We start from the raw sequence: 18,323 nt of genomic DNA, 5'->3' as shown, positions 1-18,323 counted from the left end.
CCTTAGTTTTCCGTAACCCCTGTGATTGTAAATCCATCCAAAAGCATATAGGGAACAAAAGAAGACTCACCCAAAAGTTCTCCTTCTTTCGAGATAGCTTCTATTTGGTTTAATGCATCAAAAGCATTTCCTACAATTTGTAACTCCCTGACCGGAGTCTTTTCACCGTTCTCCAGAACATAACTACCTTTGATCACGCCGGAAAAATCGCCGGATGCCCCATCTTTGGTTCCCGAGATTCGGTTCACAAATAATGTTTTTCCTGGAAGTTTGAAAAACTCATCCTTAGAAGAAGAGCCCGGTGCAATTTGTAATTGTTTTGGGCCACAACCCGGAAGGCTTTGGGCCCCTCCATTCGCAGATCCATTGGATTTTGCGAGACCTGCTTTTTTGGCTTCATAGGTATTGTAGAAGTAAGTGTGCAGCACTCCATCAGTAAGGATGGGTTTTTTAGAAGTAGGGAGACCTTCCCTGTCAAATCCCGTCGAGCCCATGAAACGGTCATTAGTTGGATCATCCCAAATCGACAAAAGAGACGAGGCAACCTTTTCTTCCAGTTTTCCCGCCATCTTTGATTTTCCTTTCCTTAGGCTTGTTCCATTTAAGGAACCTAAAAAGAGCCCGAGGAAAAAAGAATACACCGCATCCGGGGGAAGTAGAACTTTTCCTTGGAAACCGGAACTGGGTTTGGCATAGAGAGCTCCCATACATTTGTCTCCAAAGTTGGTAAATGCTTTCTTCCAAAGGTTTTGGAACTGCTCCTTGTTGAAACCGCTCGCCGAATCATAATCAAAACTTCCGACAAGATCTCCGTCCACACCCATGCCCATCACAGAGGCAGAAAGTTCCGCTCCGAGTTCGTGAGCCATCACTCCCTTGGAAGATACAATCAGTTTATAACCCTTGCTAAGGGAAAAATCTCCCGAATCAATATTGACCTTGGAATATAAATCATTTCTCCAACCAAGGGCTTCTTTGGCAGATGCAACTAGGTCTTCAATTCCCAACTTGTCCAAAGAATCGTCATATTGATTGAAAACGGCCGGAATGGTTTCTGGTTCCGGCAATCCCAAATCAAAATCAGGAGTGGATTGGCTTTTGGCTAAACTAAAAGCTTCTTCAATGGACTCGTAGAGACTCGGAATATGATTGGAGATGATAAAACCTTGGTTTCCTTCGACAATCACTCGGATTCCAAACATATTCTCTTCTGTCGCCGTACAGTTGTTTAAGTCATTTTTTTCTAAACTGACATCTTCTGAGTAACCATAACTAGAATAAATTTCTACCTGGTCGATTCCATTGGATTTTGCTTTTTTGACTAGACCGGAAAGTAATTCTTTTTGGCCATCTAACCGTTTTTCAATTGCTAAATGATCCATCATTTACCACCTAGCAATACTTTGGTTCTAACATAAGGACCACCCGCATCAACTTTTGCTGGTTGGCCTTTGCCACAATGTCCCGAACCCAAATCCCATTTAAATTCTTTGGAAACCATATCAACATTTTGTAATACATCGAAAGCAAGTCCAGATACAGTGACTCCTTTCAAAAGGTCAGTGATCTTTCCATTTTGAATTCGGTAGGCTTTTTGTACAGCAAACATAAACTCACCAGTAGCATCCGCTTGGCCGTTTTTTGCCCCATCCAAATAATATCCATCTTTGGTGTTTGCGATCATTTCTTCCAAATGAGAATCTCCAGGAACGAGGAAGGTATTTCGCATCCGGATAAGCGGAACATCTCCATACTCCCAAGCCCTTGCCGAACCGGTGGGAGCCACACCAAACCGTTCCGCCGTTTCTCTATTGTGCAAATAAGAAGTTAAAATTCCGTTTTTAATGATGACAGTGTTTGTAGGAAGGAGGCCTTCATCATCCACAGGAATGGAACCGCCAGCACCTTCATAGTATTCGGAAAATCCAGAGTCGCATAACGTGACTAGATCGGAACCAACTCGTTGTCCGATTTTCCCTTGGGCCACAGATCCTGAGAGAACAAAATCGGCTTCCACTGTATGGCCAATGGCTTCATGGACAAGAAGACCCACTATGGACGGGGATAGGATGACAGTCGAAAGTCCACCATCTGGTAAAACACTGGAGAGTAAATCCACAGCAGTTTTACAAGCTTCTTCGGAAATCTGGAGGGCCGACTGAGACCGAAACAAACAATCCCAACCCCCAGTCACTCCAATGGAATGAGATCCCGATTCCATCTTTCCATCTTCTTTGGCAACGGCAGAGACTCGGAACTCAGGTCTTACCATAGTAAAAAAACTATCAGCCCCATCGGTTGTGACGATGGCTTTTTCTTCATAAATTTCGGAATACCCACAACCCACCGATTGGAGTTTTGTCGATTGTTTGGCCGCTTCGTTTTGGATATCGAGAACGAGTTTTAATTTTTCTTCAACGGTGCGGTTGCGAAAGTCTTCGATCCCTTTTCCAATAAAATCACCAATGGCAAAGTTTGCCTTTGGTAAGTTTGGGATTTTATCCTTTCGCAAAGCAGAGGATAGGCGGGCGGCTTTTTTTGCAACCTGGATGGCATTTTGAATGGATGATTTTGAGATTTCGCTGGTAGATGCAAATCCCCAAGTACCTGCTTCCAAAACACGAACGCCAATTCCTGTTCGTTTCCGAAGGGCAGTGGATTCCACTCGTCCTCTTTCTGCATGAAAGGAACGACTTTCTTTATGGTGGTATCTTAATTCCACAAATCCGGACTCTTCCGCCAAACATTCTTTTAATAGGTTGCGCATTGGCCCTTACCTTCTCTTGTATTATTGTTAAACTATTTGATTTGAGAATCAAAAAAATCGAGTAAAATCCGAGGAAGCCATCGTCCTTCTGGATTGTCAGGGGAGGTATCACTGATAAATCCCACATGGCCCCCTTTTTCCGTAAGCACTGTCTGTAGTAGTGGGTAGGACTTCCAACGAATCTCATGCCAAACTTCCGAAGGGACGACAGGATCATCATCGGCATGGACAAGAAGACCAGGGATTTTGATCCCACCTAAGTATTTCAGCCCAGAACAGATATTGTAGTATTCTAAAACATTCGCATAACCAGCAATTGGTGCTGTGAAAAAGTCATCAAAATCAAAAAAAGACTTACTACGAAGGACACGTTCCTTGATTTTATCAGAGATTTCATAAACCCCTGAGGTTACTTTCTCTTTCATGGTATCTAAAAAATGATCCCGGTAAAAATTTCCGGCACGGGAATCGATAAAATCACAACTGCGTTTTAAATCCAAAGGAGGGGAAGTGGCCGAAAATGCTTTGGCATAATGTTGTCTTTTTTCGCCGAAGAACTTCACCACCATATTGGCAGATAAAGAAAACCCGGATACAAAAATGGATTTGGTGAAATGTTTATGAATGTATTGTAATACAGTCTCAATGTCTTCGGATTGGCCGGCGTTATATGGTTTTCTTGCAAGACCAAGACCGCGACCACAGTTTCGTAAATTCATCCGAATCACACCATAACCACGATTTAGTGCTTCTTTACCAGCACTCACCATGTAATGAGATTCCGAACTTCCTTCCATTCCATGAATGAGAAGTAAGTAGTGTCCATTCCATTTGGATGCTTTTTTACGAATATGTGATAAAGGGGGATTGTGTTCTAACCAAAGAATATCCCCAGACTTATCGTTTGTTGGAATGAGGATACTCTCGGAATAATACTCATCCTCCAACGAATTGTCTGGAGGAAAGAGTACGTTGTAGACAGTTTGTAAATGTCTACCTTCTAAAAATCTTCTAGGTTTAAACTCTCTGTTAGACGACGTCAATTGTGTTTACGATTTTATCCACAATTCCGTAAGCAAGAGCTTGGTCGGCATCCATGTAATAATCGCGATCGGTGTCTTCCACCAATTGTTCGTAGGATTTTCCACAAGCATCCGCTAACATTTGATTGAGCTTTTCTTTGGTTTTGACAATATCCTGTGCATGAATGAGTAAATCCGTAGCAGGAGCTTGGATTTGTCCGCCAATGGAAGGTTGGTGAATCATCACACGGCCGTTAGGCCAGATGTAACGATTTCCTTTTTTCCCACCAATGAGAAGGATAGAACCCATAGAAGCAGCCATACCCATACAAACTGTATGAACCGGAGAGGAAATCATTTGCATGGTATCATAAACAACCAGGCCAGAGGTCACAACACCACCGGGGCTATTGATATAAAACGTGATTGGTTTTCCAGGATCTGCCATTTCCAAATACATGAGTTTGGCAGTTAATTCCTTGGAGGATTCGTCAGTGACCGGACCCCAGAGAAAGATTTTCCTTTTTTCCAGGAACTTCTTTCCCATGTTTTTGTCGCTAATGAGATCTTGGATGGTTTCTGAGATTTCTTTATCTGGTGTTTCTTCTTCTGGCATATTAATTCAGTCTTTCCTGTTTAGACGTATGAGGCAAGCGTTTCAGCTTGAAGTAAACGCCTAGAATCAGGAAAACACTGAAAGAAATAAAAAAGAAACGTAACAAAAAGAGCGGAGGCTCCTTCCATTCCGCACCAAGCCCTGCCGTTTGCAGGGAAGCCGGAAGGGCTTTTGTTTTTTGCGTCAAAGGCGAAGGCATTTCTTCGAATTTCAATACATGAGCAGTTTCAGAAAGTAGATAGTACTTCCTTGCTTCCTGTTCTAAGGCATAAGCATCATTTTTGAGGCGGCGTTCTTTTTCTTCCAACCCTTGGTTTTCTACCACAAGCCTCTCTACCTCGGCATTGAGATTTTGTAATTCTTTCTCAAGGCGCATACGTTCGGCGATCCCTGACTCGGACAAAAGTCCAAGATAGAGACCAGCACAAATATACATTACAAGTAGGGAGGCTTTCGTTGGTGTCATATTACCTTAAGTTGTAAAAAGTGTTTACTCCGCTATAAGTTGCATTTTTACCGAGTTCTTCTTCGATACGAAGGAGTTCGTTGTATTTGGCGATCCTGTCGGTTCGGCTGAGTGATCCTGTTTTGATCTGACCGGAATTGGTGGCGACAGCAATGTGAGAAATGGTCGCATCTTCCGTTTCTCCCGATCTATGGGAAACAACAGCTGTATACTGGGCTTTTTTCGCCATTTCGATCGCACTGAGGGTTTCTGTGAGAGTTCCGATTTGGTTCACTTTGATGAGAATGGAGTTACCAATCCCTTTTTCGATCCCTTTTGCGAGTTTTTTGATATTGGTTACGAACAAATCATCCCCCACAAGTTGGATCTTTTTCCCCAGTTTTTCGGAAAGTTTTTTCCAGCCTGTCCAATCGTTTTCATCCAGACCGTCTTCCATGGTAATGATCGGATACTTTGACACTAAATTTGAGTAGTATTCTACAAGTTCTTCGGCAGTCTTCTCTGGTTTTTTCTCCGCTTTGAGAACGTATTTCTTTTTCTTCTCATCGTAGAACTCGGAAGCGGCACAGTCCAAACCAATTTTGATGTCTAGATCTGGTTTGTAACCAGCCTTTTCGATCGCAGTGAGGATGACTTCAATCGCTTCGCTATTGCTTGTTAGGTTAGGAGCAAATCCACCTTCATCACCGACAGCGGTATTCAGACCTTTCCCTTTTAAAACGGACTTTAGGCTATGGAAAACTTCGGCACCCATACGAAGGGCTTCGCGGAAGTTTGGAGCCGATACAGGAAGGATCATAAATTCTTGAAAGTCGATATTGTTGTCTGCGTGAGCCCCACCATTGATGATATTCATCATGGGAACGGGAAGTTCACGAGCAAAAGTTCCCCCAATATAACGATATAACGGAAGTCCAGTATGAGCTGCTGCTGCTTTTGCCACAGCCATGGAAACTCCAAGAAGGGCATTGGCACCTAACTTAGATTTATTGGCAGTTCCATCCAACGAGATCATTGTTCCATCAACTAAGAGTTGGTTTGTTGCCGAAAGGCCTAAGATGGATTTAGAGATTTTAGAATTTACATTTTCTACGGCTTTTAGTACACCTTTTCCGGAGTATCTTTTTTTATCACCGTCACGAAGTTCTACTGCTTCGTGTTCGCCTGTAGACGCACCGGAGGGAACCGCCGCACGACCGAAGGAACCGTCTTCCAAAGTGACATCCACTTCAACGGTTGGATTTCCTCTGGAATCCATGATTTCACGGGCTTTGACGGAACGAATGCTATCTTTTTGGGACATCGGGAATTGTTTCTCCTAAGGGATAATTTCCTCCCAGTCTTAGGAAATTTAAGCCTCTGACAATAAACTTTTTCGACAAAGAGCCTTGATCCAGGAAAATGACTTAAAAAGAAGAGGGAACCGTGAACGAACGCCAAAAATTCACCCGCAATTTTTCCATTATCGCCCATGTCGACCATGGAAAATCCACTCTGGCGGATCGTTTGCTTGAGATTGGTCTTGTCACAGACAAAAGGACCCAAAAGAACCAAATTCTCGATTCCATGGACATCGAAAGAGAACGTGGGATCACCATCAAAGCCAATAATGCATCTTTTGATTATGTAGCTAAAGATGGGAACGTATATCACCTGAATTTAATTGATACTCCGGGCCACGTGGATTTTACGTACGAAGTGTCCCGCTCTCTTGCCGCTTGTGAAGGGGTACTTCTGATTGTAGATGCAAGCCAAGGAGTAGAAGCGCAAACCTTAGCCAATTTATACCTAGCGATGGATTTAAATCTTCGCATAATTCCTGTTATTAACAAAATTGATCTTCCTTCCGCCGATATCGACAAATGTAAATTGATGATCGAAGAGTCTTTGGGACTGAATCCCGAAGAAGCCATTCCGATTTCTGCAAAAACCGGCCTCAATGTACAAGAAGTCCTTGAGGCGATTTGTTATTTGCTCCCGCCACCAGTGGGTGATGTGGAGGCCCCTCTGAAGGCACTCATTTATGATTCCTTCTTTGATACCTATATGGGTGTGGTTGCTAAAGTTCGTCTATATGATGGAAAACTCCGTAAAGGGGAAATGATCCATATGATGCACATTGGCCGTCAGTTTACGGTCACAGAAGTGGGAATCAATCGTCTCTCCATGGTAGCTTGTGAAGAATTACAAGCCGGGGACGTTGGTTATGTGGTCGCTGGTATGAAAAAAATGGGGGATGCCAAAACGGGCGACACCATCACTCATGCCAACAGACAAACCGCAGAAGATGTCAAAGGATTTAAAGATGCAAAACCAATGGTATTTGCTGGTCTTTTTCCGATTAATGGGGAAGACTTTGATGCTCTCGTGGATGCCATCGAAAAACTAAAGTTAAACGATTCAGCGTTAACCTTTGAAAGAGAAAACTCGGCAGCACTTGGTTTTGGTTTCCGTGTGGGTTATTTAGGCCTCTTACATATGGAAATTGTACAGGAGAGACTAGAGAGAGAATTCAATTTAGCCCTCATTACCACAGCTCCATCAGTTAAATTTCGCATCACCACCACGAAAGACGAAATCATTGAAGTGGATAACCCAAGTAAATGGCCAGAACCCATTCTCATTGGAAAATCAGAAGAACCTTTTGTGAAAGCGACCATCATTGCACCCGAATCCTATGTGGGAAACATCATGTCACTTGTGATCGACAAACGAGGAATCCATATGGATACCGTTTATCTTTCTAAAGACAAACTCCAACTCACTTATGAACTTCCTCTTGCGGAACTTATTTTCGAATTCTATGACAAACTGAAATCCTATACCAAAGGGTATGCCTCTTTGGATTATGAAGAAGTGGGATACCGGGATTCCAAACTCGTTCGTATGGACATTCTTGTAAATGCAGAGCCAGTAGATGCCCTTTCCTCCATCGTTCACAAATCCAAAGCGGAAGACCGCGGACGAGTGATCATTGAAAAATTAAAAGACCTAATCCCTCGTCACCAATTTATGATCCCTTTGCAAGCCGCCATTGGTGCCAAAGTGGTGGCCCGGGAAAGTATTTCTGCCCTTCGTAAAAACGTAACGGCGAAGTGTTATGGTGGGGATATTTCTCGGAAGAAGAAACTTCTAGAGAAACAGAAAGAAGGAAAGAAACGGATGAAACAAATTGGAAATGTGGAGATTCCACAAGAAGCCTTCCTTTCCATTTTGAAAACCGGGGACTAAAGTCGATAACCTATTCTTCCAGGAATCTCTTGGAAGGATGGATGAACTTAAACCCGATGGATGATACAACCCCAAAGATCCACAAAGATACAATTTCTCTTACAAACCCTTTGGAAAACCGCAACCAAGTTGAATTTCCAATGGAATTTCCCCTCCAGATAACGAATCTGTCCTTGCAAGCCTTGGAATCCTTTCGGACCGAACTCCCATCCAAAAGGGATTCAGAATCAGAGATGATTCCTTCCGAACGGGATAAGAACCCATCCATTCCCCATCTCTATTTCCTTCGGGATGACTTACTTCCTTTGGGATTTGGCACCAAATGGCGAAAGGTCCAAGGAATCATTGAATTTTTGAAAGAAAATCAAATCCGCAAAGTCCTTCTTTGGGGTGGAATTCATGGAAATTATTTAGCCAGTTTTACTTACCTCCTTCGCCTGCATGGAATCAAAGTGGATGCCATCGCTTATACAAGAGATCCCCAATTAAAAACCTATAATGAGACGATCGTTCGAGGGCATTCTCATTCTATCGAATGTTATGCGAATCGTGCTACCGCCTATGCAGTTTGGTTAGAAAGACAAAATGAATATCCGGGACTTGTTCTTCCCGAATTTGGAATTCACCCAAGCGAAATCCCGGGGCTCCAATCCCTTTGGGAAAAATTGAAAAAAGAGATAAGAAGTAGAAATCATACAAAGGCCATACTCGTTTTAGAGATCGGCTCTGGTGCGACCTTCCTTTCTGCCTTTGATGTTTTTCAAGATAGTTCCATTTTGGTTCTGGGAGTGATGGTGGGAGAGCCCAAAGAGAAGTGGATCCCAAAAATAGCCGATCTGCAAAAACAGTTGGGACTTAAAAACCGATCCATTCCCTCCGAACAAATTTTGGAGCTTCCCAGTATAGCTTCTACGGATGGGGAGATTCAAAATCGCAATGCAAATCCGGAAATAATACCAAAGACAAAGAAGATATCTGGTTCCTTTGCCAAGAAAAACAAAACACTCCTAGAATGGATAGGCAGATTTTATCGAAGTACAAACATCCTATTGGAACCAGTCTATAGCGGGAATACAGTTTATTCCTTACTCAGGGAAATATACGAAATGCAATTATTATCCACCAAAGCAGGAAATCATCAAACAAGCAAAAATAGAATCGAGGATCAATCTCCAAACCAATTTCTGAAACGTTCTCCTAACGGTCAGATGATTCCGATTTTTTACCTCCACCAAGGAGGCCAGATCCAACATCTAGATTTGATTTTGGAGAAAGTTTCAAAATGAGCACCGTAGAAAAACCTCTTGTTTCCATCATCATTCCCACATTCAATCGCCGTTTGATCGTAGAACGTGCGATCCAATCAGTAATCACACAAACGTATCCGCACTGGGAACTCCACATTGTTGATGATGGGTCTACAGATGGAACTTGGATGGATTTACTCTCGAAACTCACCACTTGGAAAGGGAAACTCACTTCCTTTGGTAGAAACCAAAAATCCATCCAAGTCCACCAAACAGAACATAGGGGAGTGAGTAGTGCTAGAAACTTTGGAATCGCGAAAGCCGAAGGGGACTGGATTGCTTTTTTAGATTCGGATGATGAGTGGGGTCCTGAAAAACTAACCAAACAAATCGAATTTCATAAGAATCATCCGGAGTATTCATTCTCCCAAACCAAAGAAGTTTGGAATAAAAAGGGAAATCTTTTAGAACCCAAAGGAAAATACCAAAAAATCTCTGGGGATTTTTTAAAAGAATCCTTGGACATTTGTATGGTGACCTCTTCTAGTTTTTTTGCGCATAAACCGACTTTGCAAAAGATTGGCCTTTTTCGCACAGAACTCCCTATATGCGAAGATTATGATTTATGGAATCGAATTCTACTAATGGGGCATTCGATCGGACTATTAGAAGAAAATTTGATGGTGCGGTATGGTGGACACGATGACCAACTATCTAGCCAGTACCAAGCACAGGAAAGATTTCGTTTGTATTCCCTTTTACTCACGAAAGAAGAATTCCAGGAGAATGGAAATTGGGATGGGTTACCCGAAGAATCCAAAACCCTTGTGGATAAAGCCATCCAATCTCGATGGGAAGTCATTCTTCAAGGAAGGATCAAAAGAGGGAAGGATACGGATTGGCTTTTGCAATTAAGGGAAGATTTCCAATCGGAGGCTCCCCATTCAAAAAAGGATTTGTTTGTTTTGTTGAATGATTCTCTATTTTAATTCCCAACTCATCACTGGATATTCGCTTTTGAATCACAAAAAAACACGTCCCATAAAAACAAAAAACCCGGTCGTGTAAAACCGGGTTTCCATTGTTGCCACAAAACATAAGTTTTGCGACACGGCTTTTAGTAACGTTTCGTTAGCTAGAAATGTATTCTCTGTTCAAACGAGTGATGAAGTTTACCGAAATCTCTTTCGGGCAAGCCGCTTCACATTCGTATTGGTTTGTACAATTTCCAAAACCTTCTTTGTCCATAGCACTAACCATTTTACGAACCCGCTCTTTCTTCTCAACAACCCCTTGTGGAAGGAGTGCTAAGTGAGAAACTTTAGCAGATACGAAGAGCATCGCAGAAGCATTTTTACACGCCGCCACACAAGCCCCACATCCAATACAAGTAGCCGCGTCCATCGCAAGGTCAGCATCCACTTTCGGGATCGGTAATGCGTTTCCGTCTGGCGCCCCACCAGTATTGATGGATACATACCCACCTGCTTGGATGATGCGATCAAACGCAGAACGATCTACGATTAAATCTTTTGCTACTGGGAATGCTTTGGCTCTCCAAGGTTCGATATAAACCGTATCACCATCTTTGAACTTACGCATATGCAATTGGCAAGTGGTAGTTCCTTTTTCAGGACCATGTGGAACACCGTTGATCACCATAGAACAAGCTCCACAAATCCCTTCGCGACAGTCATGGTCAAAGGCAATCGGATCATCGCCTTTTTTGATTAGGTCATCGTTGACAACATCCAACATCTCAAGGAAAGACATGTGTTCGCTGATGTTGTTTGCTTCATAACTAACCATACGACCTTTATCGTTTTTATCTTTTTGTCGCCAAACTTTAAGGTGTAACTTCATATTATCCATTATTTGTAGCTCCTTACGGCTAGGTGGATGTTTTCATACTCGAGTTTTTCGCGGTGTTCTTCAGGAGCCTTTCCTTCTCCCTTATATTCCCAAGCGGTTACGTGGCAGAATTTATCATCGTTACGTTTTGCTTCTCCATCTTCTGTTTGGTGTTCCTCACGGAAGTGACCTCCACAAGATTCTTCTCGTGTGAGTGCATCTAAACAAAGCAATTCACCAAACTCTAAATAGTCGGCAACACGACCCGCTTTTTCTAACTCTTGGTTGAGTTCCAAACCAGATCCGGCAACTTTTACGTTCTTCCAAAATTCTTCACGAAGTTCAGGAATTCTTTTCAGTGCGTCTTTGAGACCTTTGTCGTTACGAGCCATACCACACTGATCCCACATGATTTTACCGAGGGCTCTATGGAAATCATCTGGAGTTTTTTTACCGTTGATAGTAAGGAGTTTGTTTGTCATCTCACGAACACGGGCTTCTGCTTCTTTGAATTCCGGTCTGTCAGTGGAGATATTTTTATGACCTTCTTTAGCAAAATAATCACCAATGGTATAAGGGATCACAAAGTATCCGTCTGCAAGTCCTTGCATAAGGGCCGAAGCTCCCAATCGGTTGGCACCATGGTCAGAGAAGTTTGCTTCTCCAAGAACGTGAAGGCCAGGAACATTGGACATTAGGTTGTAATCCACCCAAAGTCCACCCATTGTATAGTGAACCGCAGGGTAGATACGCATAGGAACTTTGTATGGGTTTTCACCAGTAATCCGTTCATACATTTGGAAGAGGTTGTCGTAGCGGTCAGCAACCACAGGTTCCCCTAAACGTTTGATGGAATCAGAAAAATCTAAATACACACCGAGACGTTTGTCCCCAACTTTAGGGCCTACACCCAGACCATTGTCACAAGCTTCTTTTGCAGAACGAGAGGAGATGTCCCGAGGTGCTAAGTTACCATAAGAAGGGTATTTTCTTTCGAGGTAGTAGTCTCTTTCGTCTTCTGGAATTTCGTGTGGGGCACGGAGGTCATCCTTTTTCTTAGGAACCCAAACACGTCCATCGTTACGAAGGGATTCAGACATAAGAGTTAGTTTAGATTGGTAGTCTCCGGCTTGTGGAATACAAGTAGGATGAATTTGCGTATAACATGGGTTTGCAAATCCTGCACCTTTTTTGTAAGCTCGGTAAGTCGCAGTGACATTGGAACCTTTTGCATTAGTGGAAAGATAAAATACGTTTCCGTATCCGCCAGTCGCAAGGATTACAGCGTCTCCTGCATGAGAAGAAATCTCACCAGTGATTAAATCGCGAACTACGATTCCTTTGGCATGTCCATCCACAAGAACCAATTCCAACATTTCCGTTCTTGGATACATCTTCACGGCACCACGAGCAATTTGTTTCTCTAATGCTGAATATGCTCCGAGTAACAACTGTTGGCCAGTTTGTCCTTTTGCGTAAAAAGTACGGGATACTTGCGCTCCACCGAATGAGCGGTTGGAAAGCGTTCCACCGTATTCACGAGCGAAGGGAACACCTTGTGCCACACATTGGTCAATGATATTCGTAGACTCATGAGCCAAACGATATACGTTTGCTTCGCGAGCTCGGAAGTCCCCACCTTTTACGGTGTCGTAGAACAATCTGTAAACGGAGTCACCATCGTTTTGGTAATTCTTTGCCGCATTGATACCACCTTGAGCAGCGATGGAGTGGGCACGTCTTGGACTGTCTTGGAAACAGAAAACAGAAACTTGGTATCCAAGCTCTGAGAGTGTTGCAGCAGCAGAAGCCCCCGCAAGACCAGTTCCGACAATGATGACTTTATACTTACGTTTGTTTGCCGGGTTTACAAGTTTAATGTCTTGTTTGTGTTTGTCCCATTTTTGTTCCAAGGGACCCGACGGAATTTTTGCATCTAATTTCATAACTTCTCCTAAAAACCCTTAACGGACATACCCGAGTAAAATCGATATCGGCATGGAACTATTTCCGAGGAAAATGATAAGACCAAGTCCTGTGGATAGTTTCTGGATCGTGGGGTTGTGTTTTGGTGCCAAGATTCCTAAAGTCTGTAACATTGATCCCAATGCATGAGAAAAATGGAGAGCAAGGAAAACCATAAAAAGGATATATGATCCTGCAATGAGTGGATCTTGAAATCCAAGGATTACCATCGCATAAACATCGTGAACCACATCACCATTTTTAAGGATGTATTCATGAGTGTAATGATCTGGATTCGTGAATCCTAAAGTGAAATGCGCCAAATGGTAAACAAGAAACGTAAGGAGTAGAAGTCCACTATAAGCCATGGTGCGGGAAGCAACAGAAGCTTGGATGGTAGCACCTTTCGCATAAGATACCGGTCTTGCGCTTGTGTTCTCAACTTTTAGGAGGATAGCAGTGAAAACGTGTCCAAAGAAGGCCACAATCAATCCAATCCGTGCTACCCACAATAGGGGTCCTAAATCCTTAAGAAACTTTGCGTAGGTGTTTAATTTTTCTGGTCCTTGGAAAACTTGTAAGTTTCCGACCATGTGAACGATCACGAATCCGAACCAGATAAATCCGGTAATGGCCATCGTGATCTTCTTGCCAATTGAGGACCGAAAGAAGTCTAGACTCAACGTCATTGAAGAGCTCCTGTTAGAGTATAGGTGTAAATTTTTTTCTCTTAAGTCCAATTTTAGATGGATTCCACTTCTCGTAAATTCATAAATCTTGGGGAGGTTCCAGTTACGAATTTGAGTTTGCTTCTCAATAAAGCAAGGGGAGGAGGGGGATGGAAAAGGACTTGAGCTGCCACCCAAAGCCGAAGAAAGTTACCTAATCTTGCAACGAAAATCAAAATGGAATGGCCGGGTTCAGTTTGTAACTTGTTTACTACCTGTGGTTCTTTTTTGGATTCCTTTGGCCGGTTGTGCCAAACAAAATACAAGTTTTCCTGAAACTAGAAAGTTGTATTTACGAGAGGTAGGTCTTCCCATCTTTGTGACGATCAACCCACGTCACAAAACCGATAAAAAAGAACTTCAGTTGTTCATTAAAACAGAAAACCTAACAAAGATTAATATTTCCAAATTCCAAATTTTATTTTTTGCCAGAGACAACTCCAATCAAATTCTAATTCCCGAAGACAAAAAAACTCCAGAGCTCATTTGTTCGATCGAAAAAAAAATCCAACCGAATACCATAATCAAATGCCATGTGGGTCCTTTTGTCTATGCGAACCTTTGGTCGTCCATCCAGATCCAATCCATTTCCTTTACGACTGAAGACCAAATGCGCCATGTGATCAGCGAAGCGGACTTAGACGACGTGACTGTTTGGTTGTAAATTTAGGCAATTTTTTTCTGACAAATTTTTATTGAATCAATCATACAAAAGAATTTAGAATCATTCCATTCGGGTTGACATCTCCTCCCTCAAATTTTAGGATTCCAAGACCATTATGTTTTCTAAATTAAAACAAGATATTCCTTCGGGCCTTGTCGTATTTTTAGTCGCTCTTCCTCTTTGTTTAGGAGTGGCTTTGGCCAGCGGAGCCCCTTTATTATCCGGTGTTATCTCTGGAGTGATTGGAGGGATTGTTGTCGGAATCCTAAGCCATTCCAATACAAGTGTGAGTGGACCTGCCGCAGGCCTTGTGACTCTCGTCCTTGCTGCCATTGCTGGACTTGGCGATTATCGCAGTTTTCTTCTCGCAGTTTTTATCGCCGGGTTTATCCAAATCATCATTGGTTTTTTACGCGGTGGATTCATTGCCAACTACATTCCATCTAACGTCATCCAGGGATTACTAGCATCCATTGGGATCATTCTCATCTTAAAACAAATTCCCCATGCTGTTGGGTTTGACGTAGATCCAGAAGAAGACTTTATTTTCTTTCAAAAAGACGGCGAAAATACTTTCTCTGAACTATTTAATATAATTAAATACTTTTCCTGGGGGGCGGTTACTATCGCTTTATCCTCATTGGCCCTGATGATCGGTTATGACAAAGTAAAGTGGAAACCTTTGAAATTTTTACCATCACCTGTGCTTGTGATTCTTCTCGGAGTTTTCCTTAACGGCATCTTTCAAAATTCCATTCCGGAATGGTATCTTTCTGAAAAACACTTAGTTTCCATTCCCAATATCAAAAACTGGGAATCGGTGTTTTTCTTTCCTGATTTCTCTGCTATCACAAAAACTAAGGTTTGGTATTATGCCATCACCATTGCTGCCTTTGCGACCTTGGAAACCTTACTCAATTTAGATGCGGTAGAAAGGATTGACCCGCACAAACGACTGGCATCACCGAACAGAGAACTGGTGGCCCAAGGAATAGGAAACTCTCTTTCTGGTTTGATAGGAGGCCTTCCCATTACCTCAGTGATTGTTCGAAGTTCCGTTAATATCTATGCCGGTGCTGAATCCAAATTTTCGACCATATTTCATGGAATTTTGTTATCGATCAGCGTTGTTTTTTTTGGGCCTTTATTGAACCGAATACCCTTATCATCCTTAGCTGTGATCTTAATTGTTACGGGATTCAAACTCACCAATCTAAACATATACAGTTCCATTTATAAAAAGGGAATTTACCAATTCCTTCCATTCATTGCGACCATAGTTGCTATCATCTTCACCGACCTTTTGACTGGGGTTCTCATTGGGCTTTCGATTAGTTTTATTTTTATCCTAAAAAATAATTATAAAAATCCATTCTCTGTGGAGACGGAAACCTTAAATATCGGAGAAACGGTTCGGATCGAATTACCAAACCAAGTTTCCTTTTTGAACAAAGCCTCCATCAAAGATACACTGTGGGCATTGCCAGAAAACTCCAAACTGATTGTGGATGCATCCAATTGTAATTTTATTGACCACGATATCTTAGAGGTTTTGGAAGAATTTAAAACTGTGGTCTCTGCGGAGAAGAAGATCCAATTGAATTTAATCGGACTAAAAGATTCTTACGAGCTGAGTGACCAAGTTCAGTTTGTCAATATTTTGGACAAAGAAGCCCAACAAAAGTTAACTCCTGATGAAATTTTGGATTTTCTAAAACGAGGGAATGAACGGTTTGTCAAAGGAAAATGGTCGGAAAAATACTTCAAACACCAAGTGAATGCTACTGCCTTTGGTCAAAATCCCATTGCAGTGGTCTTGTCTTGTATTGATTCCAGAACAAGTCCCGAAATTATTTTTGATGCCGGGCTTGGGGATATCATTTCGATTCGCATTGCGGGTAATATTGTAAATGAAGAAATCTTAGGAAGTTTGGAGTTATCCTGCGATAAAATTGGAACGAAACTCGTGGTTGTGCTTGGACACTCCAATTGTGGAGCAGTTTCCAGTGCCATCTATGCGCTTCGCGATGGAAACATTGCCAGTGTCACAAAGAAAATCCAAAAGGCAATCGATGAATCAGAAAAGATCATTCAACCCATCCAAAAAGAAAATGAACATATCTTCAATCATGTAGTGAAGGCTAATGTGAAAAATTCGATTGAGGAAATCCTGGCAAACAGTCCTTATCTTGCAGAAAAAGTGAAAACCAAAGAGATCAAAATTGTCTCTGGTTTTTATGATACCTCTTCAGGAGAGGTTCAGTTCTTTGAAACTGCAAAATAATTATCGTTAGGTAATAAAAAAAGAAGAGGGGAAGGGGATAGGTTTTATTCGACAGAACTCCCCTATCCTTTTTTACTAAAGATCACGAAGAAAGTTTCGTGATCTTTGTTCTCATCCAATCAAAACATTTATTTGTTCACAGGAACAAATAAGGGTTTGTATACATTCCAATTGACATAGGCAAGGAATGCGTTGGCAACAACCACGAAAATACCAACAGGAATTCCTTCTGGGGCAATGGTGATGTGAACAAGAAAAATGTTCACAACGATCGGGGCAATGACAATGGAAGCCAAGGGAACAAATCGGTTCGTTAAAAAAGCAATGGCTACCACAAGTTCTGTGACTTTAATGAGAGTCATCAAATATCCTGAGGCTTTGATCCCATCGTTGAAAACCTTTAAATTCCCAGTCGTTTCTGGTTGCTCCACTAAATTGAAGAGGATCACGACAGAAGAAAACAAGAACAATGCTCCAAGCAAAATTCTAACAATTGTATACGCAATTTTCATACCACTATCCTTTGGATGATTATATTTCTAATTTATGTGATTTCTAGAACCATCCTAGTTTTCAGAATTATGAACCAAATCATGAAAAAGTCACTTCGTTTTCCCGAAATTTTTAGTTTCAGAAAATCTAATTCCAGTCTATTTTTTAGTATTTTTACTGATTCAAAGGGCAATAAACTCGTTGTTTGGTGGCATTAATAGATAGGTCTAACCTATGAAAACTGGATTCGTATCAACATTGGCTTGGGTCACATTATTTGCAAACTGCTTGGCATCTCAAAAAGATCTCCCACAGGTAGAGACACCAGAAAAACACCTCCGACTCCAATACGCCCAGGAATTGGAGACGAAAGTCCTTAAAGTCGGCCCAGCTCACGAAATCTCCATTGGACAATTTGCTCTCCAATCCTTTTCCGATACGAGTTCTCGACTTTTCTCCGTAAGTTCGCTATCCGCATTAAAATCGAATGATCCACTCGAACCGGGAGCCATTGTCCTACATAAAGTCCAAGTGGACCGTTCTTTGGAATTTGAAGAAGGAACCACAAAGTTCCACCATGCTACCTTTGCCTCTATAGTTGAGTTTCTCGTGGTCAGTCCCACTGGGGAACCAAAACGGATTTTGGGTCATTCCGAACAAATCACTTCCCGAACCCTTCCTTTCAGTGCAGAAGATACGGAGTCAAAAGGTAAAATTGCAAGCAGCATCCAATCCGCCGTGGAAGAAGGTTTAAGGCAAATTGTCACTTTGAAAGAGTTTTCTAGCGTATATAAAAGCCAGAAGATGTTTCAGCGCTAATTCAGAACCCGAATTTTCTAATCTAAAGTGTTACCGATGTGCCTTTCTATACAAGGTACGTACTAGTTTCATCCTTTACAAATCTCTCTCCAAACATCCTTTACACATAAGATTTTAATTCTTTGTTTCAGAACACGATGTACACACCGCAGGAGTGTGTCATGGCTTGGA

Annotated in this window: 16 protein-coding genes; 6 read left to right on the top strand and 10 right to left on the bottom strand. The window is 42.0% G+C overall.

Translation table 11 applies throughout. The features are described 5' to 3' along the window. Nucleotides 1-2 precede the first annotated feature (2 nt). The 6 genes from JWG41_RS09255 to eno are packed head-to-tail and all read right to left on the bottom strand — an operon-like array spanning nucleotide 3 to nucleotide 6,174. Nucleotides 3-1,382, bottom strand: coding sequence for a TldD/PmbA family protein (locus JWG41_RS09255; protein WP_205269664.1), 1,380 nt, complete (start codon nucleotides 1,380-1,382; stop codon nucleotides 3-5). Continuing rightward, a complete protein-coding gene (locus JWG41_RS09250; RefSeq protein WP_205269647.1) occupies nucleotides 1,382-2,767 on the bottom strand; it encodes a TldD/PmbA family protein in 1,386 nt (461 codons plus the stop codon). The genes JWG41_RS09255 and JWG41_RS09250 overlap by 1 nt, the downstream gene beginning before the upstream one ends. Before the next feature lie 32 nt (nucleotides 2,768-2,799). Beyond that, complete coding sequence (locus JWG41_RS09245) at nucleotides 2,800-3,810, bottom strand: YheT family hydrolase (RefSeq protein WP_205269646.1); 1,011 nt, start codon at nucleotides 3,808-3,810, stop codon at nucleotides 2,800-2,802. Beyond that, entirely contained in the window at nucleotides 3,797-4,405 is a 609-nt protein-coding gene (locus JWG41_RS09240; RefSeq protein ID WP_205269645.1) for a ClpP family protease, read from the bottom strand. Before JWG41_RS09240 ends, JWG41_RS09245 begins: the two co-directional genes overlap by 14 nt. Nucleotide 4,406: 1 nt before the next feature. Beyond that, nucleotides 4,407-4,871 (bottom strand): FtsB family cell division protein, encoded by a 465-nt coding sequence (locus JWG41_RS09235; RefSeq protein ID WP_002987015.1) that lies wholly within the window; start codon nucleotides 4,869-4,871, stop codon nucleotides 4,407-4,409. Nucleotide 4,872: 1 nt separating this feature from the next. Beyond that, nucleotides 4,873-6,174, bottom strand: a complete 1,302-nt coding sequence (gene eno / locus JWG41_RS09230; RefSeq protein ID WP_205269644.1) for a phosphopyruvate hydratase — start codon at nucleotides 6,172-6,174, stop codon at nucleotides 4,873-4,875. A gap of 122 nt (nucleotides 6,175-6,296) precedes the next feature. Here eno and lepA point away from each other — a divergent pair, with 122 nt between their 5' ends. From lepA to JWG41_RS09215, 3 genes are read left to right on the top strand one after another with little or no spacing between them, the layout of a single operon-like run. Continuing rightward, the gene (lepA, locus tag JWG41_RS09225; protein ID WP_205269643.1) at nucleotides 6,297-8,102 is read left to right on the top strand and encodes a translation elongation factor 4; all 1,806 of its coding nucleotides are present in this window, start codon (nucleotides 6,297-6,299) and stop codon (nucleotides 8,100-8,102) included. A gap of 41 nt (nucleotides 8,103-8,143) precedes the next feature. After that, nucleotides 8,144-9,388: a hypothetical protein gene (locus JWG41_RS09220; RefSeq protein ID WP_232373894.1), complete on the top strand. Its 1,245-nt coding sequence runs from the start codon at nucleotides 8,144-8,146 to the stop codon at nucleotides 9,386-9,388. Continuing rightward, nucleotides 9,385-10,338 (top strand): glycosyltransferase family 2 protein, encoded by a 954-nt coding sequence (locus tag JWG41_RS09215; protein ID WP_205269642.1) that lies wholly within the window; start codon nucleotides 9,385-9,387, stop codon nucleotides 10,336-10,338. Before JWG41_RS09220 ends, JWG41_RS09215 begins: the two co-directional genes overlap by 4 nt. A gap of 142 nt (nucleotides 10,339-10,480) precedes the next feature. Here JWG41_RS09215 and JWG41_RS09210 read toward each other — a convergent pair whose 3' ends face one another. The 3 genes from JWG41_RS09210 to JWG41_RS09200 are packed head-to-tail and all read right to left on the bottom strand — an operon-like array spanning nucleotide 10,481 to nucleotide 13,854. Then, a complete protein-coding gene (locus JWG41_RS09210) occupies nucleotides 10,481-11,212 on the bottom strand; it encodes a succinate dehydrogenase/fumarate reductase iron-sulfur subunit (RefSeq protein WP_040506950.1) in 732 nt (243 codons plus the stop codon). 8 nt (nucleotides 11,213-11,220) lie between these two features. After that, nucleotides 11,221-13,146: a fumarate reductase/succinate dehydrogenase flavoprotein subunit gene (locus JWG41_RS09205; protein WP_205269641.1), complete on the bottom strand. Its 1,926-nt coding sequence runs from the start codon at nucleotides 13,144-13,146 to the stop codon at nucleotides 11,221-11,223. An 18-nt stretch (nucleotides 13,147-13,164) separates the two neighbouring features. Continuing rightward, nucleotides 13,165-13,854, bottom strand: a complete 690-nt coding sequence (locus JWG41_RS09200; RefSeq protein ID WP_205269640.1) for a succinate dehydrogenase cytochrome b subunit — start codon at nucleotides 13,852-13,854, stop codon at nucleotides 13,165-13,167. Nucleotides 13,855-14,110: 256 nt separating this feature from the next. On the opposite strand from JWG41_RS09200, the gene JWG41_RS09195 reads away from it, so the two are divergent. Both JWG41_RS09195 and JWG41_RS09190 read left to right on the top strand, forming a co-directional pair. Further along, nucleotides 14,111-14,557 carry a hypothetical protein gene (locus JWG41_RS09195; protein WP_205269662.1) on the top strand — a complete coding sequence of 149 codons (447 nt, stop codon included), beginning with the start codon at nucleotides 14,111-14,113 and terminating at the stop codon, nucleotides 14,555-14,557. Between the two features lie 115 nt (nucleotides 14,558-14,672). After that, nucleotides 14,673-16,841: a SulP family inorganic anion transporter gene (locus JWG41_RS09190; RefSeq protein ID WP_205269639.1), complete on the top strand. Its 2,169-nt coding sequence runs from the start codon at nucleotides 14,673-14,675 to the stop codon at nucleotides 16,839-16,841. A 128-nt stretch (nucleotides 16,842-16,969) separates the two neighbouring features. Here JWG41_RS09190 and JWG41_RS09185 read toward each other — a convergent pair whose 3' ends face one another. After that, a complete protein-coding gene (locus JWG41_RS09185) occupies nucleotides 16,970-17,353 on the bottom strand; it encodes a DoxX family membrane protein (protein WP_205269638.1) in 384 nt (127 codons plus the stop codon). 214 nt (nucleotides 17,354-17,567) lie between these two features. On the opposite strand from JWG41_RS09185, the gene JWG41_RS09180 reads away from it, so the two are divergent. Continuing rightward, nucleotides 17,568-18,152: a hypothetical protein gene (locus tag JWG41_RS09180; RefSeq protein WP_205269637.1), complete on the top strand. Its 585-nt coding sequence runs from the start codon at nucleotides 17,568-17,570 to the stop codon at nucleotides 18,150-18,152. The last annotated feature ends 171 nt before the right edge of the window (nucleotides 18,153-18,323 follow it).

This window comes from Leptospira chreensis, from assembly GCF_016919165.1.
GTDB lineage: Bacteria > Spirochaetota > Leptospiria > Leptospirales > Leptospiraceae > Leptospira_A > Leptospira_A chreensis.
The sequence above is the reverse complement of the archived record's forward strand: the minus strand, read 5'-3'. Positions and strand labels throughout refer to the sequence as shown.